The following is an 18129-nucleotide window of genomic DNA, read 5'->3' as shown; positions in this document are numbered from 1 at the left end:
CGTACCGGCCGTGTCCGGGCGGGCACCCGGATGGCTCCGCCGGAGGCCCGATCGCCCGCCCGCGGGAGCCTCAGGTCTCCGTCCGGTACATCAGGTCGACCTCGTGCGTGGTGAAGCCGAGACGTTCGTAGACGGCGAGGGCGGGGGCGTTGTCCGCGTCGACGTAGAGCATCGCGGTGGGCAGGCCGCGGTCGTGCACGAGGTGCCGCAGCCCGATCAGGGTGAGCGCCCGGCCCAGGCCGCCGCCCTGCTCCTCGGGGTGGATGCCCAGGACGTAGACCTCGCCGAGACGCTCGCGCTCGTGCACCTTCGTCCAGTGGAAGCCGGCCAGCCGGTCGCCGCGGAAGGCGAGGAAGAAGCCGGCCGGGTCGAACCAGGGCTCGGCCTTGCGGTCGTCGAGGTCGCGCTGGGTGAGGCTGCCCTGCTCGGGGTGGTGCGCGAAGGCGGCGGCGTTGACCGCCAGCCAGGCGGCGTCGTCCTGCCCGGGGACGAAGGCGCGCACGGTGACGCCGGCGGGGAGCACGGGCTCGCCCAGCGGGGGCGCGCCGGCGCCCTCCTCCAGGGGGCGGCGCAGCTGCCGCAGCTCGCGGAAGAGGGCGAGGCCGAGCAGCCCGGCCAGGTGGCGGGCGGCGGGATGGCCGCCGTGCGCCCACACGCGCAGCCGTTTGCCGGAGGCGCCGAGCAGTGCGTGGCCGAGGGCGCGGCCGTGACCCTGCGCGCGGTACGCGGGGTGGATGACCATCTCGGCGGCGGGGGCCTCGACCGGGTCGGTGTCCTCCAGTTGGGCGTACCCGACGAGCACGCCGTCGCTCTCGACCACCAGGTGGCGTACGCCCTCACGGGCGCTGCCGCGCAGGTTCAGCCGGCCCTGCTCGGAGACCGCGGCCTGGCCGTCGACCGCCGCGGCCGCCTCGATCAGGGCCAGGACCGCCTCGGCGCGGCCGGGGCTCAGCGCGTCGAGGGTCTCGATCCTGCGTGGGCCCACGGCGGTCTGCTGCGCTGCTGCGTCGGTCATGGGACCGAGCTTACGGCCGTGGGGGTGCGGGAGGTGTCCATCGGCACCAGTGCCGCCGCACCGCAGGCCACGGCCGCCGCGGCGGCGAGGGCGGGCCAGTAGCCGGTGGCCGAGATGAGGGCGGCGCTCAGCGGCGGGACGACGGCGGCGGTCAGGTTCTGGCCGGTGTTGTGGACGCCGAGGGCACGGCCGGACCAGGACGGGCCGGCGCGTTCGGCCGTGGCGGTGAAGGACAGGCCGTTGGTGCTGGCGGTGATCCCTATGGACAGTACGAGGGCGGCGGCGGTCACCGGGGAGGGGAAGGCCGCGGTCACGGCCGCCGCGACGACCACCACGGCGGTGGCGACGGCGAGTTGCCGCATCGGCCGCAGCCGGCTGCCGACCCGGTCCGACCAGCGCCCGGCGGCGATCCGGAAGCAGGCCCCCAGCACCTGCGCGAGGGCGATCAGCCGGCCGGCGCCGACCGGGGACCAGCCCCGGGTGTCCACCAGCAGCACGAGGGCGAAGGCCCCCGCCGTGAACTGCGGTACGACCAGCAGCGCGCCCGCGCCGTGGATCCGCCACAAGGTCGCCGAGCCCCGGTAGGGGTTGGCGGCCGGCGCCGCGCCGGGACCGGTCCGCGGGCGTACCGGGTCGACGGCGAACAGTGCGACCAGGCAGGCGACGACCCCGCACACGGCGGCCAGGAAGCCGAAGGCGCCGTGCACCCCGTACGCGGCGGCGAGCGGGGGCATGGTCAGTGCGGCCACTCCCATGCCCAGCGGGGTGGCGGTCTGCCGGATGCCCATGGCCAGCCCGCGTTCCCCGGCGGAGAACCAGCCCATGACGAGGCGTCCGCTCGCGGAGTACACCGAGGCCCCCGCCGCTCCCGCCAGGGCGAGCAGCGCGCCCAGCGCCGTCGTGCCGCCCCCGGTACCCACCGCGCCGGCCGCGACGGCGAGCAGCGCGGCGGCGCCGCCCAGACCGGTGGCGATGACGACGCGTTCGCCGTACCGGTCGGCGGCGGCGCCCCACACGACGAGGGCGGCGACCAGGCCGGCGGTGGGGCAGGCGATGAGCAGCCCGATCTGCGGCAGCGTCAGGTGCGCCGTGTCCCGCAACGTGGCGGCCAGATAGGGGACTCCGTAGACGAAGGCGCAGGCGGCGGTCTGTGCGGCGGTGCCCAGGGCGAGCATCAGCCAGCGACGGGGCATGGGTGCACCTCCTCGGTCGGTGGTGGATCCAACTATGTCGCTTGTTTGAATGGCGAGACAGATCATTCCGGTGGGTGAGACGGAATTCCCGGCTGCCCGTCATGTACCGATCAGTCGAAACCTGCCCGTAACCGCAAAGCCACTGACAACTACGCGCGTTGACAATAGGCTGCGGCCGTCCTCCGCCTCCATCCATCGTTCACGTCCAAGGGGACCCATGTCAGTGACCCACCCGCGTCGCCGTGCCGCACGCCGCGTCGCCGCCGCGACCGCCGGTCTGGCGGCGGTCGGTGTGCTCGCGATAGCGAGCCCGGCCGCCCAGGCCCACGAGACCCACCACGGGGGTCACGGCCACGGCAGCCGTACCGTCGACCTCCAGCTGCTCGCCGTCAACGACTTCCACGGCAACCTGGAGCCCCCGGCCGGTTCCTCCGGCCGCGTCACCGAGCTCCAGGCGGACGGCACCACCAAGACCGTCGACGCCGGCGGCGTCGAGTACCTGGCCTCCAGCCTGCGCACCGCCCGCAAGGGGCAGGAGCGTTCGCTCACCGTCGCCGCCGGCGACATCGTGGGCGCCAGCCCGCTGCTGTCCGGCCTGTTCCACGACGAGCCCACCGTCGAGGCCATGAACAAGCTGGGCCTGGACGTCACCGGCGTCGGCAACCACGAGTTCGACGAGGGCAAGGACGAGCTGCTCCGCCTGCAGAACGGCGGCTGCCACCCGATCGAGGGCTGCTACGAGAAGGGCCGCACGTTCAAGGGCGCGGACTACCCGATCCTCTCGGCGAACGTCGTCAACGAGAAGACCGGCCGCCCGCTGCTCAAGCCCTACACCATCGAGAACGTCAAGGGCGTCCGCGTCGGCTTCATCGGCGTCACGCTCGAGGGCACCCCGAACATCGTCACCGCCGAGGGCGTCAAGGGCCTGAAGTTCCTCGACGAGGTCGAGACGATCAACAAGTACACCAAGGAGCTCAAGCGCAAGGGCGTCAACGCCGTCGTCGCGCTCGTGCACGAGGGCGGCTTCCCCGCCTCCTCCGCGTACAACTACGACTGCGACGCCGGCGGTGCGGGCACCGGTCTGTCCGGCCCGATCGTCGACATCGCCAAGAACACCTCGGCGGACGTCGACGCGCTGGTCACCGGCCACACCCACAACGCGTACGTCTGCACCATCCCCGACCCCAAGGGCAACGACCGCCTGGTCACCAGCGCGGCGTCCTTCGGCCGGCTCTTCACCGAGCTCGACATGAAGTACGACCTGCGCACGCACGACATCGTGCGCGCCTCGGTCGAGGGCTCCAACCACGTCGTGGACCGCACCCAGACCAAGGCCGCGGACATGACCTCGCTGATCAGCCGCTGGCAGACGCTGGCCGCCCCGGTCGCGGGCCGCACCGTCGGCTACATCTCGCAGGACATCACCCGGGCCGGCAACGAGTCCGCCCTCGGCGACCTCATCGCCGACGCGCAGCTCGCGTACGCCAAGACCCTCGACCCCTCGGCCACGATCGCGCTGATGAACCCCGGCGGGATCCGCACCGACCTGGTGCACAAGGCCACCGGCAGCGAGGGCGACGGCGTCGTCACCTACGCCGAGGGCTTCGCGGTCCAGCCGTTCAGCAACACGGTCAACCTGCGGACGCTGACCGGCGCCCAGCTGGTCACCGTGCTCCAGCAGCAGGTCAGCGGCAGCAACGAGGCCGCCCCGAAGATCCTGCAGATCTCCAGCGGCCTGACCTACACGCTGGACCTCACCAAGACCGGTGCCGCCCGTGTCGTGACCGACTCGATCCGTCTCGGTGGCGCCCCGATCGACCCGGCGGGCAGCTACCGCGTCGCGATGAACTCCTTCCTGTCCGGCGGCGGTGACGGCTTCGGCGAGCTGGCCAAGGGCACCAACGAGCTCGTCGGCGGGGACGACCTGGCCGCGCTCAACGCCTACCTGACCGCCAACTCCTCGGCCTCCGCGCCGCTGGCGGCCCCGGCGGCGAACCGCATCACGATCGTCCAGTAGTACGCGGCACGAGCGGGCGGGTCCCGCGACCGTGCTCCGCCCCGGGGGCGGCCGTCGACACCGACGGCCGCCCCCGTCCTTCGCGGCGGGCCGCCCGCGACCCCGCTCTCGTGGCGCCGGCCCCTGGTGCCTACGCTGTGGACATGACGACCACGGAGCGACGGCGGTTCAGGTCCGGCACGGTGATCCTCGGCGGCATGGGCGTGCTGGCCGCCGCGCTGACCGCGTGCGGCTCCGAGCCCGACAAGCGCTGCGTGGACCCGGACACGTACCGGACGCTCCCGGTCAAGGAGTGTGACGACGACAGCGGCCACGGCCGCTACTACTACGGCGGCAGCGTCCGCAACGGGAAGGCCAAGGGCGGCAGCTTCGACAAGTCGTCGGTGAAGACCGGGGGCTTCGGCGGCCACGGCTCGGGCCACGGGTCCGGCGGCGGCTGATGCGCCGGTACGCCGTCGAGCCGCGCCCGGGCTGGCAGCGGATCGTGGAGGACCAGGGCGTCGTCTACCCGCTGACCCGTTACCCCGACGGCTCCCTGCGGCCGTACTGGGACGAGAGCGGGTACTACGCGTTCTCGCTCCCGGAGGTCGAGGCCCTGGAGGAGACCGTCGCGGAACTGCACGCGATGTGCCTGGCCGCCGCGGAGCACATCGTGACCGAGGACCGCTTCGCCGAGCTCGGCGTCCACGACCCGCGCCTGGCGGGGCGGATCGCCGAGTCCTGGCGGCGGCGCACCGAACTCCCCTCCCTCTACGGCCGCTTCGACCTGCGCTACGACGGGACCGGCCCGGCGAAGCTGCTGGAGTACAACGCCGACACCCCCACCTCGCTGGTGGAGGCGGCCGGCGCCCAGTGGTTCTGGATGGAGGACCGTTTCCCCGGCGCCGACCAGTGGAACTCCCTCCACGAACGCCTCGTCGACGCGTGGCGGCGCCAGGCCCCGCTGCTGCCGCCCGGCCCGGTGCATTTCGCGCACACCGAGGCCGACGAGCTCGGCGAGGACCTGATGACGGTGGCCTACCTGCGGGAGACCGCCGAACAGGCCGGACTCGACACCCACGCCCTGTCCGTCGAGGCGATCGGCTGGGACGAGCTGTCCGGCCGCTTCGTCGACGACCGGATGCGCTTCATCCGCAGCTGCTTCAAGCTCTACCCCTGGGAATGGCTGGCCGGCGACCCGTTCGGCGGCCACGTCCTGGACACCCTCGACAACGGCGGCGGCACCGGCACCACCTGCTGGATCGAGCCCGCCTGGAAGATGCTCCTGTCCAACAAGGCGCTCCTGGCCGTCCTGTGGGAGCTCTACCCGGGCCACCCCAACCTCCTCGCCGCCCACCTCGACGGTCCCCGCGACCTCGCCCGGACCACCGGCTGGGTCGCCAAGCCGCTGCTCGGCCGCGAGGGTGCCGGCGTCACGGTGCACCGCGCGGGCGAGGCCGCCGTGCCGCGCGTCGACGAACCCTGCTGCTACCAGGAACTGGCCCCGCTGCCCGTGTTCGACGGCAACCACGTGGTGCTCGGCGCGTGGGTCGTGGCGGACGAACCGGCCGGGCTCGGCATCCGCGAGTCTGCGGGCCTGGTCACCGACACGTACGCGCGCTTCCTGCCGCACGTCATCCGCTGAGCGGGCGCGACCTCGGCGGTAGGGGTCGCGGCGGTCCGGCGCGTCCACCGGACGGTCCACGCCGGGCGGGGTGATGCCGCCCCGTGACGCGGCGCTGCTGGGGCCGGTCCGTCGCGACCCGCCCCGCCGCCGGACCGACGGAGCGGCGGCACAGGGTGACCCCTCGGCCGCAGCGCGTGGACTGAAGGCGCTTACCCCTTGTCGGGCAGGGGAGTTACCAGCGGAAACACTTTCCTCGGCAGTAACTTGTGGCCCACCATGGGCAACCCTGTCCCTCCAGACCCATCGACGTGTCCGGGTGGTCCGCCGTGTCCCAAACGCACCAAGAGCCCGTCTACGACGAGTTGTCCGACGCCGCTCTCACCGAGCGGGTACGGGCCGGCGCACCGACCGCCTACCCGGCGACCGAGGAACTGCGTCGCCGTCACCTCCCGGCCGTCGTCTGCTACGCACGGCTGTGCGTCCGCGGACAGTCCGCCGCCGACCAACTCGCCGCGCAGGCCTTCGCGCTGGCCTGGCAGGAGGTGCACCGGGGGGTCGACCCGCGCGGTCCCTGGCGGCACCGGCTGCTGATGCTCGTCCACCAGGCCGCCGCCGTGTGGGCGGGCGGCAGCCGCCGCGAACGGCTCGGTGACGCGTACGCCGCCTTCATCGACGACATCCGCGGCGCCGAGCAGCGCGTCCCCGGGCTCCCGGGCCTGCCCGTCCACCCCCGGCTCCACCTGGCCGAACGCTCCGTGCTGTGCGGTGCCTTCGCCGTCCTGCCGCAGCACACCCAGGGCGTGCTGTGGCACGCGGTCGTCGAGCGGGAGGGCGACACCGAGGTCGCCCGGTGGACCGGTGACAGGGCCGCGGAGGTGCCGGACCTGACCGCCAGGGCCCGGGACGCGCTGCGCGAGGCCTACCTGCGGACGTACCTGGAGCGCAGCGAGGACCCCCGGTGCAAGGGCTTCGGCCGCCTCCTCGACGCCGCCGCCCGCCGTGACGACGCCCGGCAGAACGAGGACGTGGAGCGGCACCTCGCGCACTGCCAGGGCTGTGCCGGTGCGCTGGAGACGCTGATCGTCCTCGAACGCGACCCCCGGCCGCTGCTCGCCACGGCCCTGCTCGGATGGGCGGGGCCCGCCTACCTGGCGGCCCGGTCCGCCCCCGCGCTGCCCGCCACCGCACCCGCCCCGCCGGCTCCGCCCCCGACGTCCCGCCGGCGCCGGCGGCCCGGACCGCTGGAGCGGCTGCTGAACCTGCGCGCCCGCCACCCCTCGCCCCTGGTCTCCCTGGTGCTGGTCGCCGCCGCCAGCCTGGCAGCCACCGGCCTGGTGTACGCGACGGGTGACGACCCCGCACCGACCGGCAGCAACAGGGCACTGCCCCAGCCGCCCACGGGCTCGGTCACGGTCACCGCGACCGCCACCGCCACCGCCACGCAGACCCTCACCCCGAGCCCCGCGGGGACCCCGAGCGCCTCCGCGACCCGCTCGCCCACGCGGCCCGGCGCCGGGGCCACCCACGAGGCCCCGGCGACGCGCACGCCGAGCGCCGGCCCGCCGCGGAGGGTGCCGGGCAGCAGCTACGCCCAGATCGTCAACGACGCGTCCGGCCTCTGCCTGGACGTACGGGACGAGGAGTTCGACAAGGGCGACGACGTCATCGTCGCGGGCTGCGACTCCGGCTCGGCCTCCCAGCAGTGGCGGGTGGACTCCCGCGGCCTGCTGGTCAACGGCGCGGACTCCTCGTTCTGCCTGGACTCGCGCGGTGACACCGACCGCGGCCTCGGCATCTGGGCCTGCTCGTCGGCCGAGGGCAGGAACGCGCGGAACCTGCAGTTCCTGGTCGACTCCCTGGGCCGGGTCCGCCCGCTGATCGACCTCGGCACCGCGATGCAGCCGGACGGCTCGACCCCCGGCTCCACCCTCTCCTTCGCCTCCGCCGGCAGCGGCGACGCGCAGCGCTGGCACGCCGGGTAGCCGGCCCGGACGGGCGGTCGCGCAGGCGGTCTCAGACGGTCTCGGGTGTGCCGGGCCTCTCCGGTGTCCCGGGCGTCTCGGGCGTCTCGGGCGTCTCCGGCGCCTCGGGCGGCGGGGTCTGCGCCCCGGGCAGCCGTACGACCGCCACGGTGCCGCCGCCCTGCGCGGGGTGCAGGGCGATGGTGCCGCCGAGCTGCTGCACCGTACGGGCCACGATCGACAGGCCGAGGCCCGAGCCGGGCAGGCTGCGGGCGGAGGCCGAACGCCAGAAGCGCTCGAAGACGTGCGGCAGGTCCTCCGGCGGGATGCCCGGGCCGTGGTCCCTGACCGTGAGCTCGCCGCCGTGCAGGTCGACCTCGATCGTGCCGGCCGGCGGGCTGAACTTCACGGCGTTGTCCAGGAGGTTGATCACCGCCCGTTCCAGGGCGGAGGGTTCGGCCCGCAGGTACCAGGGGGCCAGCTCGGTGGTGATCTTCAGGTCGGGACCGGTACGGCGCCGGGCCCGCTCCAGTGCCGCCTCCACGACCTCGTGGAACGCCACGGTCTGCGAGGGCGACCCGCCGGGCGCCGCGTCCGGACGGGACAGTTCCTGCAGATCGCCGATGAGCGCCGCCAGTTCGCTCATCTGCGCCTTCACCGACAGCATCAGCTCCCGGCGGTCCTCCGGGGGCAGCTCCCGGCCGGTCAGCTCGCTGCGTTCCAGCAGTTCGATGTTGGTGCGCAGGGAGGTGAGCGGGGTGCGCAGTTCATGACCGGCGTCCGCGATCAGCTGCTGCTGCAGCTCGCGGGAGGAGGACAGCGCGGCCGTCATGGAGTTGAAGGAGGCCGACAGCCGGGCGATCTCGTCGCGGCCCTCGACCGGGATGCGGACGCTCAGGTCCTCGGTGCGGGCGACGTGCTCCACGGTGTCGGTGAGCCGGTCCACCGGCTTCAGCCCCGCACGGGCCACCCCGAGTCCGGCGACGCTGGCGCCGACCACCCCTATCCCGCTGACGGCCAGCAGGATCACGGCCAGGGTGTTCAGCGGCCCGGTCACCTCGCTGAGCGGGCGGCCGACCGAGATCGCGGCCCGCTCCGTCCGCTGGCGGGAGTACTCGATCTGGGCGGGCCGCGTCAGCACCCGCATCTCCGTGCCGTCCTTCGTGGTCACGGTCTGCAGGGACTCCGACGCGTCACCCCGGACCACGGCCAGGTCGGCCTCGCTCACCGGGAGCATCTCGTCGCCGAGCACCCAGCACCCCGTGCCGTCCTCGGTGACGAGCAGCACGGACGAGTGGTTGGGGTTGAAGGCGAGCGCCCCGTCGGACGTGTCGTTCTGGGGCTTGCTCAGACATCCGTAGTCCCCGAGCACGCTCCGGGCGGCGGGGGCCGCGTTGCCCGGCGCGCGCAGCGACTCGTCCAGCTGGTCCATCAGCTGCTTCTGCACGATGAACCAGCAGGCCAGCGCGCACGCGGCCACGGCGGCCGCCACGGCGGCCGCGGTGAGGATCGCCAGCCGGGACCGCAGCGGCAGGGAACGGAAGCGCGGGATGCGCGGCATCAGCCCTTGCCCTCCGCGGAGCGCAGCACGTAGCCGACGCCCCGCACGGTGTGGACCAGGCGGGGCAGGCTGCCGGACTCGGTCTTGCGCCGCAGGTACATGACGTACACGTCCAGGGAGTTGGAGCTCGGCTCGAAGTCGAAGCCCCAGACCGCCTTGAGGATCTGCTCCCGGGTGAGCACCTGGCGCGGGTGCGCGAGGAACATCTCCAGCAGGGTGTACTCGGTGCGGGTCAGCTCGACCGGCACGCCGGCCCGGGTGACCTCGCGGGTCGAGGTGTCCATCCGCAGGTCCGCGAAGGACAGCACGCTCTCCTCGCCGTGGTCGCCGCCCGGCACCGTCGCGTACGCGCTGCGCCGCAGCAGCGCCCGCAGCCGGGCCAGCAGTTCGTCCAGCTCGAAGGGCTTGACGAGGTAGTCGTCGGCGCCCGCGTCGAGACCGGTGACCCGGTCGCCCACCGTGTCGCGGGCGGTGAGCATGAGGATCGGTGTGGTGGTGCCGCCGGACCGGAGCCTGCGGGCGGTGGTGAGGCCGTCCATGCGCGGCATGAGGACGTCGAGGACGATCGCGTCGGGCCGGTAGGAGGCGACCTGGTCCAGGGCGGCCAGGCCGTCCTCCGCCAGCTCGGTCTCGTATCCCTCGAAGGCGAGGCTGCGCCGGAGTGCTTCGCGGACCGCGGGCTCGTCGTCCACGATCAGGATGCGGGCGGGGGCCTCGCCGTTCTCGCCGGGGCTCATGGTCTTCCACCTCGCGGGATGAGGGTCGGGGGCGGTGGGTGCCGCCGGGGTGCGGCGGGGTGCTCCGGTTCTTAGCCTCGCACGGCGGCGAGGCGGTGGGCCGCAATCGCCCGGCGGGCGTAGCGGCGCGCGTACCGGCGGGTGGTCGCGATCTCCGGCTCGCGGGCGGCCGGCTCCCGGTAGGGGATCAGCGCGCGGTCGGAGGGGCCGGACGGGACTCCGGCGGGGTGGAGGGAGGTGCTCAGGAAGACGTTCATGGTGCCCACGTCCCTTCGGTGCGGTGCGGTCAGCTGTCGCCGCCGCCGTTGCGCAGGGTGTCGAGGTCTGCCTTGAGGGTGTTCACGGGGATGGCGAAGCCGAGGCCGACGCTGCCGGCCTGGCCGGAGGAGGAGGAAGCGGCGGAGTACATGGCCGAGTTGATGCCGATGATCTCGCCGTTCATGTTGATCAGGGCGCCACCGGAGTTCCCGGGGTTGAGCGAGGCGTCGGTCTGGATCGCCTTGTACGTGGTCGTGGACGAGCCGACGTCGCCGTTGTACTGGCCGCCGCCGAACTCGAACGGCCACCGGCCGGTGCCGCCGCCGGGTCGCTGTCCCTGGCCCTGGCCGGTGGAGATGGTCACGTCGCGGTCGAGCGCGGAGACGATGCCGCTGGTGACCGTGCCGGTCAGGCCCTCGGGGGAGCCGATGGCGACGACCTGGTCGCCGACCGAGACCCGGCTGGAGTCGCCCAGCGACGCGACCGGCAGGCCGCTCACGCCCTCGGCCTTCACCAGCGCGAGGTCCTTGCCGCCGTCGGTGCCGACGACGGCTGCGGTGACCGTCTTGCCGGAGCTGAAGGTGACCTTGACCGAGTCCGCTCCGGAGACGACGTGGTTGTTGGTGACGATCTCACCGTCACCGGTGACGACCACGCCGGAACCGGTCGACTCCCCGGCGCCGGACGTCGCGCTGATCTCCACGATGCTCGGGCTGACGGCGGCGGCGACGGCCGCGACGCCGGTGCTGCCCGAACTGCTGGTGCCGATCACCTTGGTCGTGGTGCCCGCCACGGACGGCGAGGTGGTCGCCCGCCCCACCAGGGCGGCCGTCCCGCCGCCGATCAGCGCGGACACCAGTGCCACGGAGGCGACCAGGGCCACGGGGCGTCGCGTGCGTTGCTTGGGGATCCCGGTCGCGGGCGCGGGCGCCGGCATCGGCGTGGGCTGCGGTTGGGGCTGGGGCTGGGGCTGCGAGGCGTAGGGCGCCGGGTGTCCGTACGGGACGTGCGGCGCGTACGGCGGCCGGGACGGGTACCCGCCGGCGCCGGGGGACTGCTGCGGCTGCTGCGGGTCGTAGGCGTCGTCGTGACGGGTGCTCTCGTTCATGCCTATGACTGTGCTCGCCGAACATGAGAGCTTCCTGAGCGTGACCTGAGAACCGGGGCAGAGTTCCGTATGCCTGATATAAAGAACGAAGCGCCAGGTCAGGGCCTAGGCTTACACGGCCCGTAGACAGGTCGCCGGTCGCGGCGGGCGGGGCCCGCCGCGACCGGCGGAACGGTCAGTGGCAGCCGCAGCTGCGCCGCACGACCAGCCGGGACGGGAACTGCCGCAGCCGCTCCCGCCGCGAGCCGGAGACCCGCAGCCCGTCGTCCAGCACCAGGTCCACCGCCGCACGGGCCATCGCCTCGCGGTCCGAGGCCACCGTCGTCAGCGGCGGGTCGGTCAGCCCCGCCTCCTTGACGTCGTCGAAGCCGGCCACGGCCAGCTCGCCGGGCACGTCGATCCGCAGTTCGCGGGCCGCCCGCAGCAGGCCGATGGCCTGGTCGTCGGTCGCGCACACGATGGCGGTCGGCCGGTCGGGCCGGGAGAGCAGTTCCAGGCCGACCTCGTAGGCGTCGTAGCGGTTGTACGGGGACGAGTACAGATGGCCGTCGACGGGGAGCCCCGCCTCCTGCATGGCGCGGCGCCAGCCCTCGATGTGGTCCGTGACGGGGTCGCCGTGCTTCGGGGTGACCTCGGTGCCGCCGAGGCAGGCCACGTACGCGTGCCCGTGCTCCAGCAGGTGCCGGGTGGCGAGCTGGGCGCCGCCGACGTCGTCCGTCACGACCGCGACGTCGTCGATCGCCTCGGGCCGCCGGTGCATCAGCACGACCCGCGCGTCCCAGGCGTCGATCTCCGTCGCCGCGTGCTCGCTGAGGCCCTGGCTGATGAGGATCAGCCCGGAGACCCGCATGCCGAGGAAGGCACGCAGGTAGTGCACCTCGCGCTCGTCGAGGTAGTCCGAGTTGCCGACCAGCACCATCTTGCCGCGCTCGGCGGCCGCCCTCTCGACGGCGTGCGCCATCTCCGCGAAGAACGGCTGCCGGGCGTCCGGCACGATCAGGCCTATGAGGTCCGTGCGACGGCTCGCCATCGCCTGGGCCACCCGGTCGGGGCGGTAGCCCAGTTGTTTGATCGCCGCCAGGACACGCTCGCGGGTGGCCGGTGCGACCGGCCGGGGTCCGTTGTTGATGACGTAGCTGACGACTGCGGTCGAGGTCCCCGCAAGCCTTGCCACATCGTCACGCGTCACCTTTGCCACGGGCCGAGTCTACGCGGGTACACCCGCGCGTCCCACCGTCTGTCCACAGGCGTGACCACCGCGTGATCAGCCGTTCCGGGAGGCGGTGACGGCCGTTCCCTGCCCGGGTGCCTCCTCGGTCCGCGACGGCGCCGGCTCCTCCGCCGTCCGCTCGCCCTTCTCCGGGGTGACGAAGCGGTAGCCGACGTTGCGGACGGTGCCGATCAGGGACTCGTGCTCGGGACCGAGCTTGGCGCGCAGCCGCCGTACGTGCACGTCCACGGTGCGCGTGCCGCCGAAGTAGTCGTAGCCCCAGACCTCCTGCAGGAGCTGGGCGCGGGTGAAGACCCGGCCCGGGTGCTGCGCGAGGTACTTGAGCAGCTCGAACTCCTTGAAGGTCAGGTCCAGGACCCGGCCCTTGAGCTTCGCGCTGTACGTGGCCTCGTCGACCGACAGGTCCCCGTTGCGGATCTCCATCGGGCTGTCGTCGACGCTGATCTGCTGCCGGCCCATCGCCAGCCGCAGCCGCGCCTCGACCTCGGCGGGCCCCGCGGTGTCCAGCAGGACGTCGTCGATGCCCCAGTCCGCGGTGACGGCCGCCAGGCCGCCCTCGGTGACCACCAGGACCAGCGGGCAGCCGGGTCCGGTGGAGCGCAGCAGCTGGCACAGCGAGCGGACCTGCGGCAGGTCGCGGCGGCCGTCGATGAGGATCACGTCGGCGCCGGGGGTGTCCACCAGCGCGGGGCCCTCGGCCGGGGCCACCCTTACGTTGTGCAGCAGCAGTCCGAGTGCGGGGAGCACCTCGGTGGACGGCTGGAGGGCGTTGGTCAGGAGGAGGAGAGAGCTCACCGGCCGCTCCCGTCGTTCATCGTCCGGTCATGCGTGTTCCGCTTGCCCATTGCGACCCTCCTCGGTCCCTGCGAGGACGTGTGCGTCCGCCGACGTGTGCGCTCCGGTCGCCCGGAAAGCACGAAAGGACCCGGGGGCGACGCTGCCCGGATCCTCTTGACCCAAGAGAATAGCCCACATGGAGTCCGTAAGTGAGTCCGCGGTTGCGCGGTCGTGTGTCCCGTCGATCATTTCCGGTGGGTTGCGAGCGGTGCTGACGGCCGAGGACCGGGTGCCGATCGACGCCGCGTACCTGCCCGGAGCGACGCCCGGAGGGCTCGCGATCGTGGTCGCGCACGGCTTCACCGGCGCCCTGGAACGGCCGGCCGTGCGCCGCGCGGCGGAGATCTTCGCGCGGGTGGACGGCGTCGGCGGTGTGGTGACCTTCTCCTTCCGGGGGCACGGCCGCTCGGGCGGGCGCTCCACGGTCGGCGACCGCGAGGTCTGGGACCTGGACGCCGCGGTGCGCTGGGCGCGACGGCTGGGCCACCCCGCGGTGGCCTCGGTGGGTTTCTCCATGGGCGGTTCCGTCGTCCTGCGGCATGCGGGGCGCAAACCGGCGCACGACGGGGCGCACGTTGACGCCGTGGTTTCGGTGAGTGCGCCCGCGCGCTGGTACTACCGGGGTACGGCGCCGATGCGCCGGGTCCACTGGGCCATCACCCGGCCCGCGGGACGGCTGGTCTCCCGGGGGCTGCTGCACACGCGCATCCACGACAAGGACTGGGACCCCGTGCCCGTGGCCCCGGTCGAGGCGGTGCGGTCCATCGCGCCCACCCCGCTGCTCATCGTGCACGGCGACCGGGACGGCTACTTCCCGCTCGACCACCCGCTCTCCCTCGCCGACGCCGCGGGCGCCGCGGCCGAGCTCTGGATCGAGCCCGGATTCGGCCACGCCGAGAACGCCGCGGCGCCCGCCCTCCTGCGCCGCATCGCGGTGTGGGCGGCCGAGCGGGCCCGCCCCGCCGGTACGCCCGGCTGACCCCGCGGCCCGCACGCCCGGGGCCCGGCCACGTCGCGGCGCCCGCGCTGCGCCATCATGGACGGCGGCAGGACCCGCACGGGCGAACGGAAGGACCGCTATGGCGGCACACGGAACCATCCGGTACTGGGCCGCGGCCAAGGCCGCCGCCGGCGCCGCGGAGGAGCCGTACCGGGAGGGCACCCTCGCCGAGGCGCTGGACGCGGCGCGCGAGCGCCACGCGTCGCGCCCCGAGTTCGCCCGCGTACTGGCGAACTGTTCGTTCCTGGTCGACGGGAACCCCGTCGGCACCCGGGACCACACCGGGGTGCGGTTGGCCGACGGCGGCACCGTCGAGGTGCTCCCGCCGTTCGCGGGAGGATGAGCACGTGACCGACAACCACGACTGGTACGACCGCGGCGCGGGCGCGATGCCCGCGCACGACGCCACCGCCGTCCTCCCGCCCGTCGGGGGCGCCCCGCAGCCGCCCCCGGACGGCGGTCGCGCCGCCCGGCGCCGGCAGGCGTCCCGCACCGGCTCGCCGATCATCGCCCCCGGCATGCAGCCCGCCCTCGTCACGACCGCCCTGGCCCTGCTGCTGGCCGGCGGGGCGCTGCTGGGCCGCCCCGCGCTCGCCGCCGCGGGCGTGGTGCTGCAGGCGGTCACCGCGGCCGGCTGGTTCCGGCTGAACGGCATGTGGCCGGCGAGGCAGGGCATCGTGCTGGCCTTCCTGGCGGGCGTCACCGCCGAGGCCGCGGTGCTGATCGCCGGGGCGGACAACGCCCCGGCGGTGATCGTGGGCACCCTCGGCGTCTGGCTGCTGCTCGTCCTCGTCCTGCAGCTGCGCCACCGCGGCAGTCCCGAGGAGCGGCTCTCCTCGCTGACCGCGACCACCGCCTCGACGCTGATCACGATCCTGGCCACCGGGTTCCTGGCGACCACGGCGGACCCGCGGGGCACCGACGCCGTGGTGACCGCGGTGATCGCGGTCGCCGTCGCGACGCTCGCCCGGGCGATCCCGCTGCCCGGCGTCGTCTCCGTGGCCGTGGCGCTCGCAGCCGCCACCGGCAGCGGCATCGCCCTCGGACGGCTGGAGACCTCCGACGCGGCCCTGGTCGCGCTGGCCGCCGGGGTGTGCGCGCTGATCGGCCTGCGGGTGGCCAGCTACGACTTCCCGTCCCGGTTCGTCCACTTCACGGCGGGTGTGGCGCTGCCGCTGACCGCCGCGGCGCCGGGCGTCTACGTCATGGCCCGGGCCCTGCTGGGCTGACACACCGACTAGGGTCGGTCCGAACACCGACTCGGGGGTTGTCCGATGCGCGCTCTGAAGGTCCTGCTCGTCCTCGTCGTGCTCCTCGGCGGCCTGTTCGTCGCGGCGGACCGGATCGCCGTGCACTTCGCGGAGTCCGAGGCGGCGGACCGGGCGAAGACGACGCTGGGGCTGACCTCCCCGCCGGGGATCGACATCAAGGGCTTCCCGTTCCTCACGCAGGTGCTGGTCAAGAAGCTGGACGACGTCGCGGTGACGGCGGACGGCGTGCAGGCCGCCGGCACCGGCGGGCAGACGCTGCGCGTCACCCGCTTCCAGGCCGACCTGCACGGGGTGGACCTGGGCAGCGGCTTCAGCAGCGCGGTCGCCGACACCGCCGAGGGCACCGCCCTCGTCAGCTACGAGGACTTCGCCAAGGCCGCCCCGAGCGGCGTGACCATCGGCTACGGGGGCACCTCGGCGGACGGCAAGGGCCAGATCAAGGTGGGGGTCGAGGTCTCCACCCCGGTCGGCTCGATCAAGCGCAGCGTGGTGAGCGGGATCAGCCTGGCCGGCAAGGACAGCATCAAGCTGAGCGCGGGCAAGATACCGGACCTGGACTCGCTGCCCCCGGTCGTGGAGGACCTGGTCCGCGAGCGGATCGACTTCACCCGTGCGCTGTCGGGCCTGCCGGAGGGCATCGAGCTCACGTCGGTGACCGTGAACGCCGACGGCATCAGCATCGCGGCGACGGGCAAGAAGGTCGTTCTCGCCCAGTGAGACGAGGGTGTCCGCTCCGCAGTCGGGGCGGCACCAGGCGGGGGCGGGGCGGCCGCGCGGCCGCCCGGCACCTGATGTTCATCTCGTAGTGCGGACAATCTCATCTCGGGATGCGGACCGCCGGTGACATCGGCCGGTCCCCTTCCCTACGATCGAGCCCATGAAGCGACAGGCGGATCTCACGAAGCGGCGGGCAGTCGACCTGTGCCGTGTCGCCGCCATGCTCTGTCGCATCCCGTAGGGGCCCCCGCGCCGTCTTCCGGCGCCGCACGCAGCCCCGCCCTTCCCCGCGCAAAAGCCGCGACGCGCCCGTGCAGCGCCCCGGCACCTGTGCGCACCCGTCCGTGCGCCGAGACATCCGCAACTGCCCCGGAGGAGACAGCAATGAGCCGCAGTGACGTCCTGGTGGACGCCGACTGGGTCCAGGCCCGGATCGACGACCCGAAGGTGGTCATCGTCGAGGTCGACGAGGACACGTCGGCGTACGACAAGAACCACATCAAGAACGCCGTCCGGATCGACTGGAAGACCGACCTCCAGGACCCGGTGCGCCGCGACTTCGTCGACCAGGCCGGCTTCGAGAAGCTGCTGTCGGAGAAGGGCATCGCCAACGACGACACCGTCGTGCTCTACGGCGGCAACAACAACTGGTTCGCGTCCTACGCCTACTGGTACTTCAAGCTCTACGGCCACCAGGACGTCAAGCTCCTCGACGGCGGCCGCAAGAAGTGGGAGCTGGACTCCCGCGACCTGGTCGACGGCTCCGAGGTGCCCGTCCGCCCGGCCACGCAGTACACGGCCCAGGCCCAGGACGCCTCGATCCGCGCCTTCCGCGACGACGCGGTCGCCGCCATCGGCAGCCTCAACCTCGTCGACGTCCGCTCGCCCGACGAGTTCTCCGGCAAGCTGCTCGCCCCGGCGCACCTGCCGCAAGAGCAGTCGCAGCGCCCCGGCCACATCCCGACCGCCCGCAACATCCCGTGGTCGAAGTCGGCCAACGACGACGGCACCTTCAAGTCGGACGACGAGCTCAAGGAGCTGTACGAGGGCGAGGGCGTGGACCTGACCAAGGACACCATCGCCTACTGCCGCATCGGCGAGCGCTCCGCGCACACCTGGTTCGTGCTGCACGAGCTGCTCGGCCAGCCCAACGTCAAGAACTACGACGGTTCCTGGACCGAGTACGGCTCCCTCGTCGGCGTGCCGATCGAGCTCGGCGCCGCCAAGTAAGCCCCCCAGACCCCCGACCCGGAGGAACAGCACCATGTGTGGAGCGAAGACCGGCGGCCCGGACCTGGCCGGCATCGACGTGGCGACCGAGACGATCATCCAGGGTTCCGTGACCCGCGACGGCGAGCCGGTGACCGGCTACGTCCGGCTGCTGGACGGCGGCGGCGAGTTCACGGCCGAGGTCCCGACCTCGGCGACCGGCCAGTTCCGCTTCTTCGCGGCCCCGGGCTCGTGGACGCTGCGCGCCCTCGTGCCGGGCGCGACGGTGGACCGTTCCGTCGTGGCCCAGCAGGGCGACCTCACCGAGGTCGCCATCGCCGTCTGACCCGGCGACCGCGCGTACGACGAAGGGCCGCAATCCCACCGGGCCACCGACTGGGAGTGCGG

General features: G+C 73.5%; 17 protein-coding genes and 1 pseudogene. 10 read left to right on the top strand and 8 right to left on the bottom strand.

The genetic code is table 11. The annotated features are described in order from the left end of the window. Positions 1-70: 70 nt before the first annotated feature. Together mshD and OG937_21400 are read right to left on the bottom strand one after the other, a co-directional pair. Positions 71-1015: a mycothiol synthase gene (gene mshD / locus OG937_21405; protein ID WUD74067.1), complete on the bottom strand. Its 945-nt coding sequence runs from the start codon at positions 1013-1015 to the stop codon at positions 71-73. After that, on the bottom strand, positions 1012-2208 hold the full coding sequence (locus tag OG937_21400; GenBank protein WUD74066.1) for an MFS transporter: 1197 nt from the start codon (positions 2206-2208) through the stop codon (positions 1012-1014). Before OG937_21400 ends, mshD begins: the two co-directional genes overlap by 4 nt. Positions 2209-2425: 217 nt before the next feature. On the opposite strand from OG937_21400, the gene OG937_21395 reads away from it, so the two are divergent. The 4 genes from OG937_21395 (at position 2426) to OG937_21380 (ending at position 7813) form a co-directional block, all read left to right on the top strand. Beyond that, complete coding sequence (locus OG937_21395; protein WUD74065.1) at positions 2426-4225, top strand: bifunctional metallophosphatase/5'-nucleotidase; 1800 nt, start codon at positions 2426-2428, stop codon at positions 4223-4225. 143 nt (positions 4226-4368) lie between these two features. Beyond that, positions 4369-4665: a hypothetical protein gene (locus tag OG937_21390; protein WUD74064.1), complete on the top strand. Its 297-nt coding sequence runs from the start codon at positions 4369-4371 to the stop codon at positions 4663-4665. After that, positions 4665-5849, top strand: coding sequence for a glutathionylspermidine synthase family protein (locus OG937_21385; protein WUD74063.1), 1185 nt, complete (start codon positions 4665-4667; stop codon positions 5847-5849). Before OG937_21390 ends, OG937_21385 begins: the two co-directional genes overlap by 1 nt. A gap of 308 nt (positions 5850-6157) precedes the next feature. Then, positions 6158-7813 (top strand): ricin-type beta-trefoil lectin domain protein, encoded by a 1656-nt coding sequence (locus tag OG937_21380; protein ID WUD74062.1) that lies wholly within the window; start codon positions 6158-6160, stop codon positions 7811-7813. Positions 7814-7844: 31 nt separating this feature from the next. Here OG937_21380 and OG937_21375 read toward each other — a convergent pair whose 3' ends face one another. The 6 genes from OG937_21375 to OG937_21350 form a co-directional block, all read right to left on the bottom strand. Then, entirely contained in the window at positions 7845-9353 is a 1509-nt protein-coding gene (locus tag OG937_21375; GenBank protein WUD74061.1) for a HAMP domain-containing histidine kinase, read from the bottom strand. Beyond that, positions 9353-10090 (bottom strand): response regulator transcription factor, encoded by a 738-nt coding sequence (locus OG937_21370; protein ID WUD74060.1) that lies wholly within the window; start codon positions 10088-10090, stop codon positions 9353-9355. Before OG937_21370 ends, OG937_21375 begins: the two co-directional genes overlap by 1 nt. Positions 10091-10161: 71 nt before the next feature. Beyond that, positions 10162-10347 (bottom strand): hypothetical protein, encoded by a 186-nt coding sequence (locus OG937_21365; GenBank protein WUD74059.1) that lies wholly within the window; start codon positions 10345-10347, stop codon positions 10162-10164. A gap of 29 nt (positions 10348-10376) precedes the next feature. Continuing rightward, the gene (locus OG937_21360; protein WUD74058.1) at positions 10377-11456 is read right to left on the bottom strand and encodes a trypsin-like peptidase domain-containing protein; all 1080 of its coding nucleotides are present in this window, start codon (positions 11454-11456) and stop codon (positions 10377-10379) included. 175 nt (positions 11457-11631) lie between these two features. Beyond that, positions 11632-12654 (bottom strand): LacI family transcriptional regulator, encoded by a 1023-nt coding sequence (locus OG937_21355; GenBank protein ID WUD74057.1) that lies wholly within the window; start codon positions 12652-12654, stop codon positions 11632-11634. 66 nt (positions 12655-12720) lie between these two features. Continuing rightward, on the bottom strand, positions 12721-13482 hold the full coding sequence (locus OG937_21350; protein WUD74056.1) for a response regulator transcription factor: 762 nt from the start codon (positions 13480-13482) through the stop codon (positions 12721-12723). 178 nt (positions 13483-13660) lie between these two features. Here OG937_21350 and OG937_21345 point away from each other — a divergent pair, with 178 nt between their 5' ends. The 6 genes and pseudogenes from OG937_21345 to OG937_21320 all read left to right on the top strand — a co-directional run bounded on the left by OG937_21345 (position 13661) and on the right by OG937_21320 (position 18067). After that, the gene (locus OG937_21345) at positions 13661-14503 is read left to right on the top strand and encodes an alpha/beta fold hydrolase (protein WUD74055.1); all 843 of its coding nucleotides are present in this window, start codon (positions 13661-13663) and stop codon (positions 14501-14503) included. A gap of 100 nt (positions 14504-14603) precedes the next feature. Next, on the top strand, positions 14604-14867 hold the full coding sequence (locus OG937_21340; GenBank protein WUD74054.1) for a MoaD/ThiS family protein: 264 nt from the start codon (positions 14604-14606) through the stop codon (positions 14865-14867). A 145-nt stretch (positions 14868-15012) separates the two neighbouring features. After that, positions 15013-15753: pseudogene (locus tag OG937_21335) on the top strand (hypothetical protein). 45 nt (positions 15754-15798) lie between these two features. Further along, positions 15799-16512 carry a DUF2993 domain-containing protein gene (locus tag OG937_21330; GenBank protein ID WUD74053.1) on the top strand — a complete coding sequence of 238 codons (714 nt, stop codon included), beginning with the start codon at positions 15799-15801 and terminating at the stop codon, positions 16510-16512. 384 nt (positions 16513-16896) lie between these two features. Beyond that, positions 16897-17742, top strand: a complete 846-nt coding sequence (locus OG937_21325; GenBank protein WUD74052.1) for a sulfurtransferase — start codon at positions 16897-16899, stop codon at positions 17740-17742. 34 nt (positions 17743-17776) lie between these two features. Further along, positions 17777-18067: a DUF1416 domain-containing protein gene (locus OG937_21320; GenBank protein ID WUD74051.1), complete on the top strand. Its 291-nt coding sequence runs from the start codon at positions 17777-17779 to the stop codon at positions 18065-18067. Positions 18068-18129 lie beyond the last annotated feature (62 nt).

It is taken from the genome of Streptomyces sp. NBC_00510 (genome assembly GCA_036013505.1).
Classification (GTDB): domain Bacteria; phylum Actinomycetota; class Actinomycetes; order Streptomycetales; family Streptomycetaceae; genus Actinacidiphila.
The sequence above is the reverse complement of the archived record's forward strand: the minus strand, read 5'-3'. Positions and strand labels throughout refer to the sequence as shown.

Coding starts and splice junctions, on each gene's coding strand:
- OG937_21365 (WUD74059.1), bottom strand. CDS start 10,347: ATGAACGTCTTCCTGAGCACCTCCCTCCACCCCGCCGGAGTCCCGTCC.
- OG937_21385 (WUD74063.1), top strand. CDS start 4,665: ATGCGCCGGTACGCCGTCGAGCCGCGCCCGGGCTGGCAGCGGATCGTG.
- OG937_21330 (WUD74053.1), top strand. CDS start 15,799: ATGCGCGCTCTGAAGGTCCTGCTCGTCCTCGTCGTGCTCCTCGGCGGC.
- OG937_21400 (WUD74066.1), bottom strand. CDS start 2,208: ATGCCCCGTCGCTGGCTGATGCTCGCCCTGGGCACCGCCGCACAGACC.
- OG937_21395 (WUD74065.1), top strand. CDS start 2,426: ATGTCAGTGACCCACCCGCGTCGCCGTGCCGCACGCCGCGTCGCCGCC.
- OG937_21360 (WUD74058.1), bottom strand. CDS start 11,456: ATGAACGAGAGCACCCGTCACGACGACGCCTACGACCCGCAGCAGCCG.
- OG937_21320 (WUD74051.1), top strand. CDS start 17,777: ATGTGTGGAGCGAAGACCGGCGGCCCGGACCTGGCCGGCATCGACGTG.
- OG937_21340 (WUD74054.1), top strand. CDS start 14,604: ATGGCGGCACACGGAACCATCCGGTACTGGGCCGCGGCCAAGGCCGCC.
- mshD (WUD74067.1), bottom strand. CDS start 1,015: ATGACCGACGCAGCAGCGCAGCAGACCGCCGTGGGCCCACGCAGGATC.
- OG937_21390 (WUD74064.1), top strand. CDS start 4,369: ATGACGACCACGGAGCGACGGCGGTTCAGGTCCGGCACGGTGATCCTC.
- OG937_21375 (WUD74061.1), bottom strand. CDS start 9,353: ATGCCGCGCATCCCGCGCTTCCGTTCCCTGCCGCTGCGGTCCCGGCTG.
- OG937_21345 (WUD74055.1), top strand. CDS start 13,661: ATGGAGTCCGTAAGTGAGTCCGCGGTTGCGCGGTCGTGTGTCCCGTCG.
- OG937_21370 (WUD74060.1), bottom strand. CDS start 10,090: ATGAGCCCCGGCGAGAACGGCGAGGCCCCCGCCCGCATCCTGATCGTG.
- OG937_21325 (WUD74052.1), top strand. CDS start 16,897: ATGAGCCGCAGTGACGTCCTGGTGGACGCCGACTGGGTCCAGGCCCGG.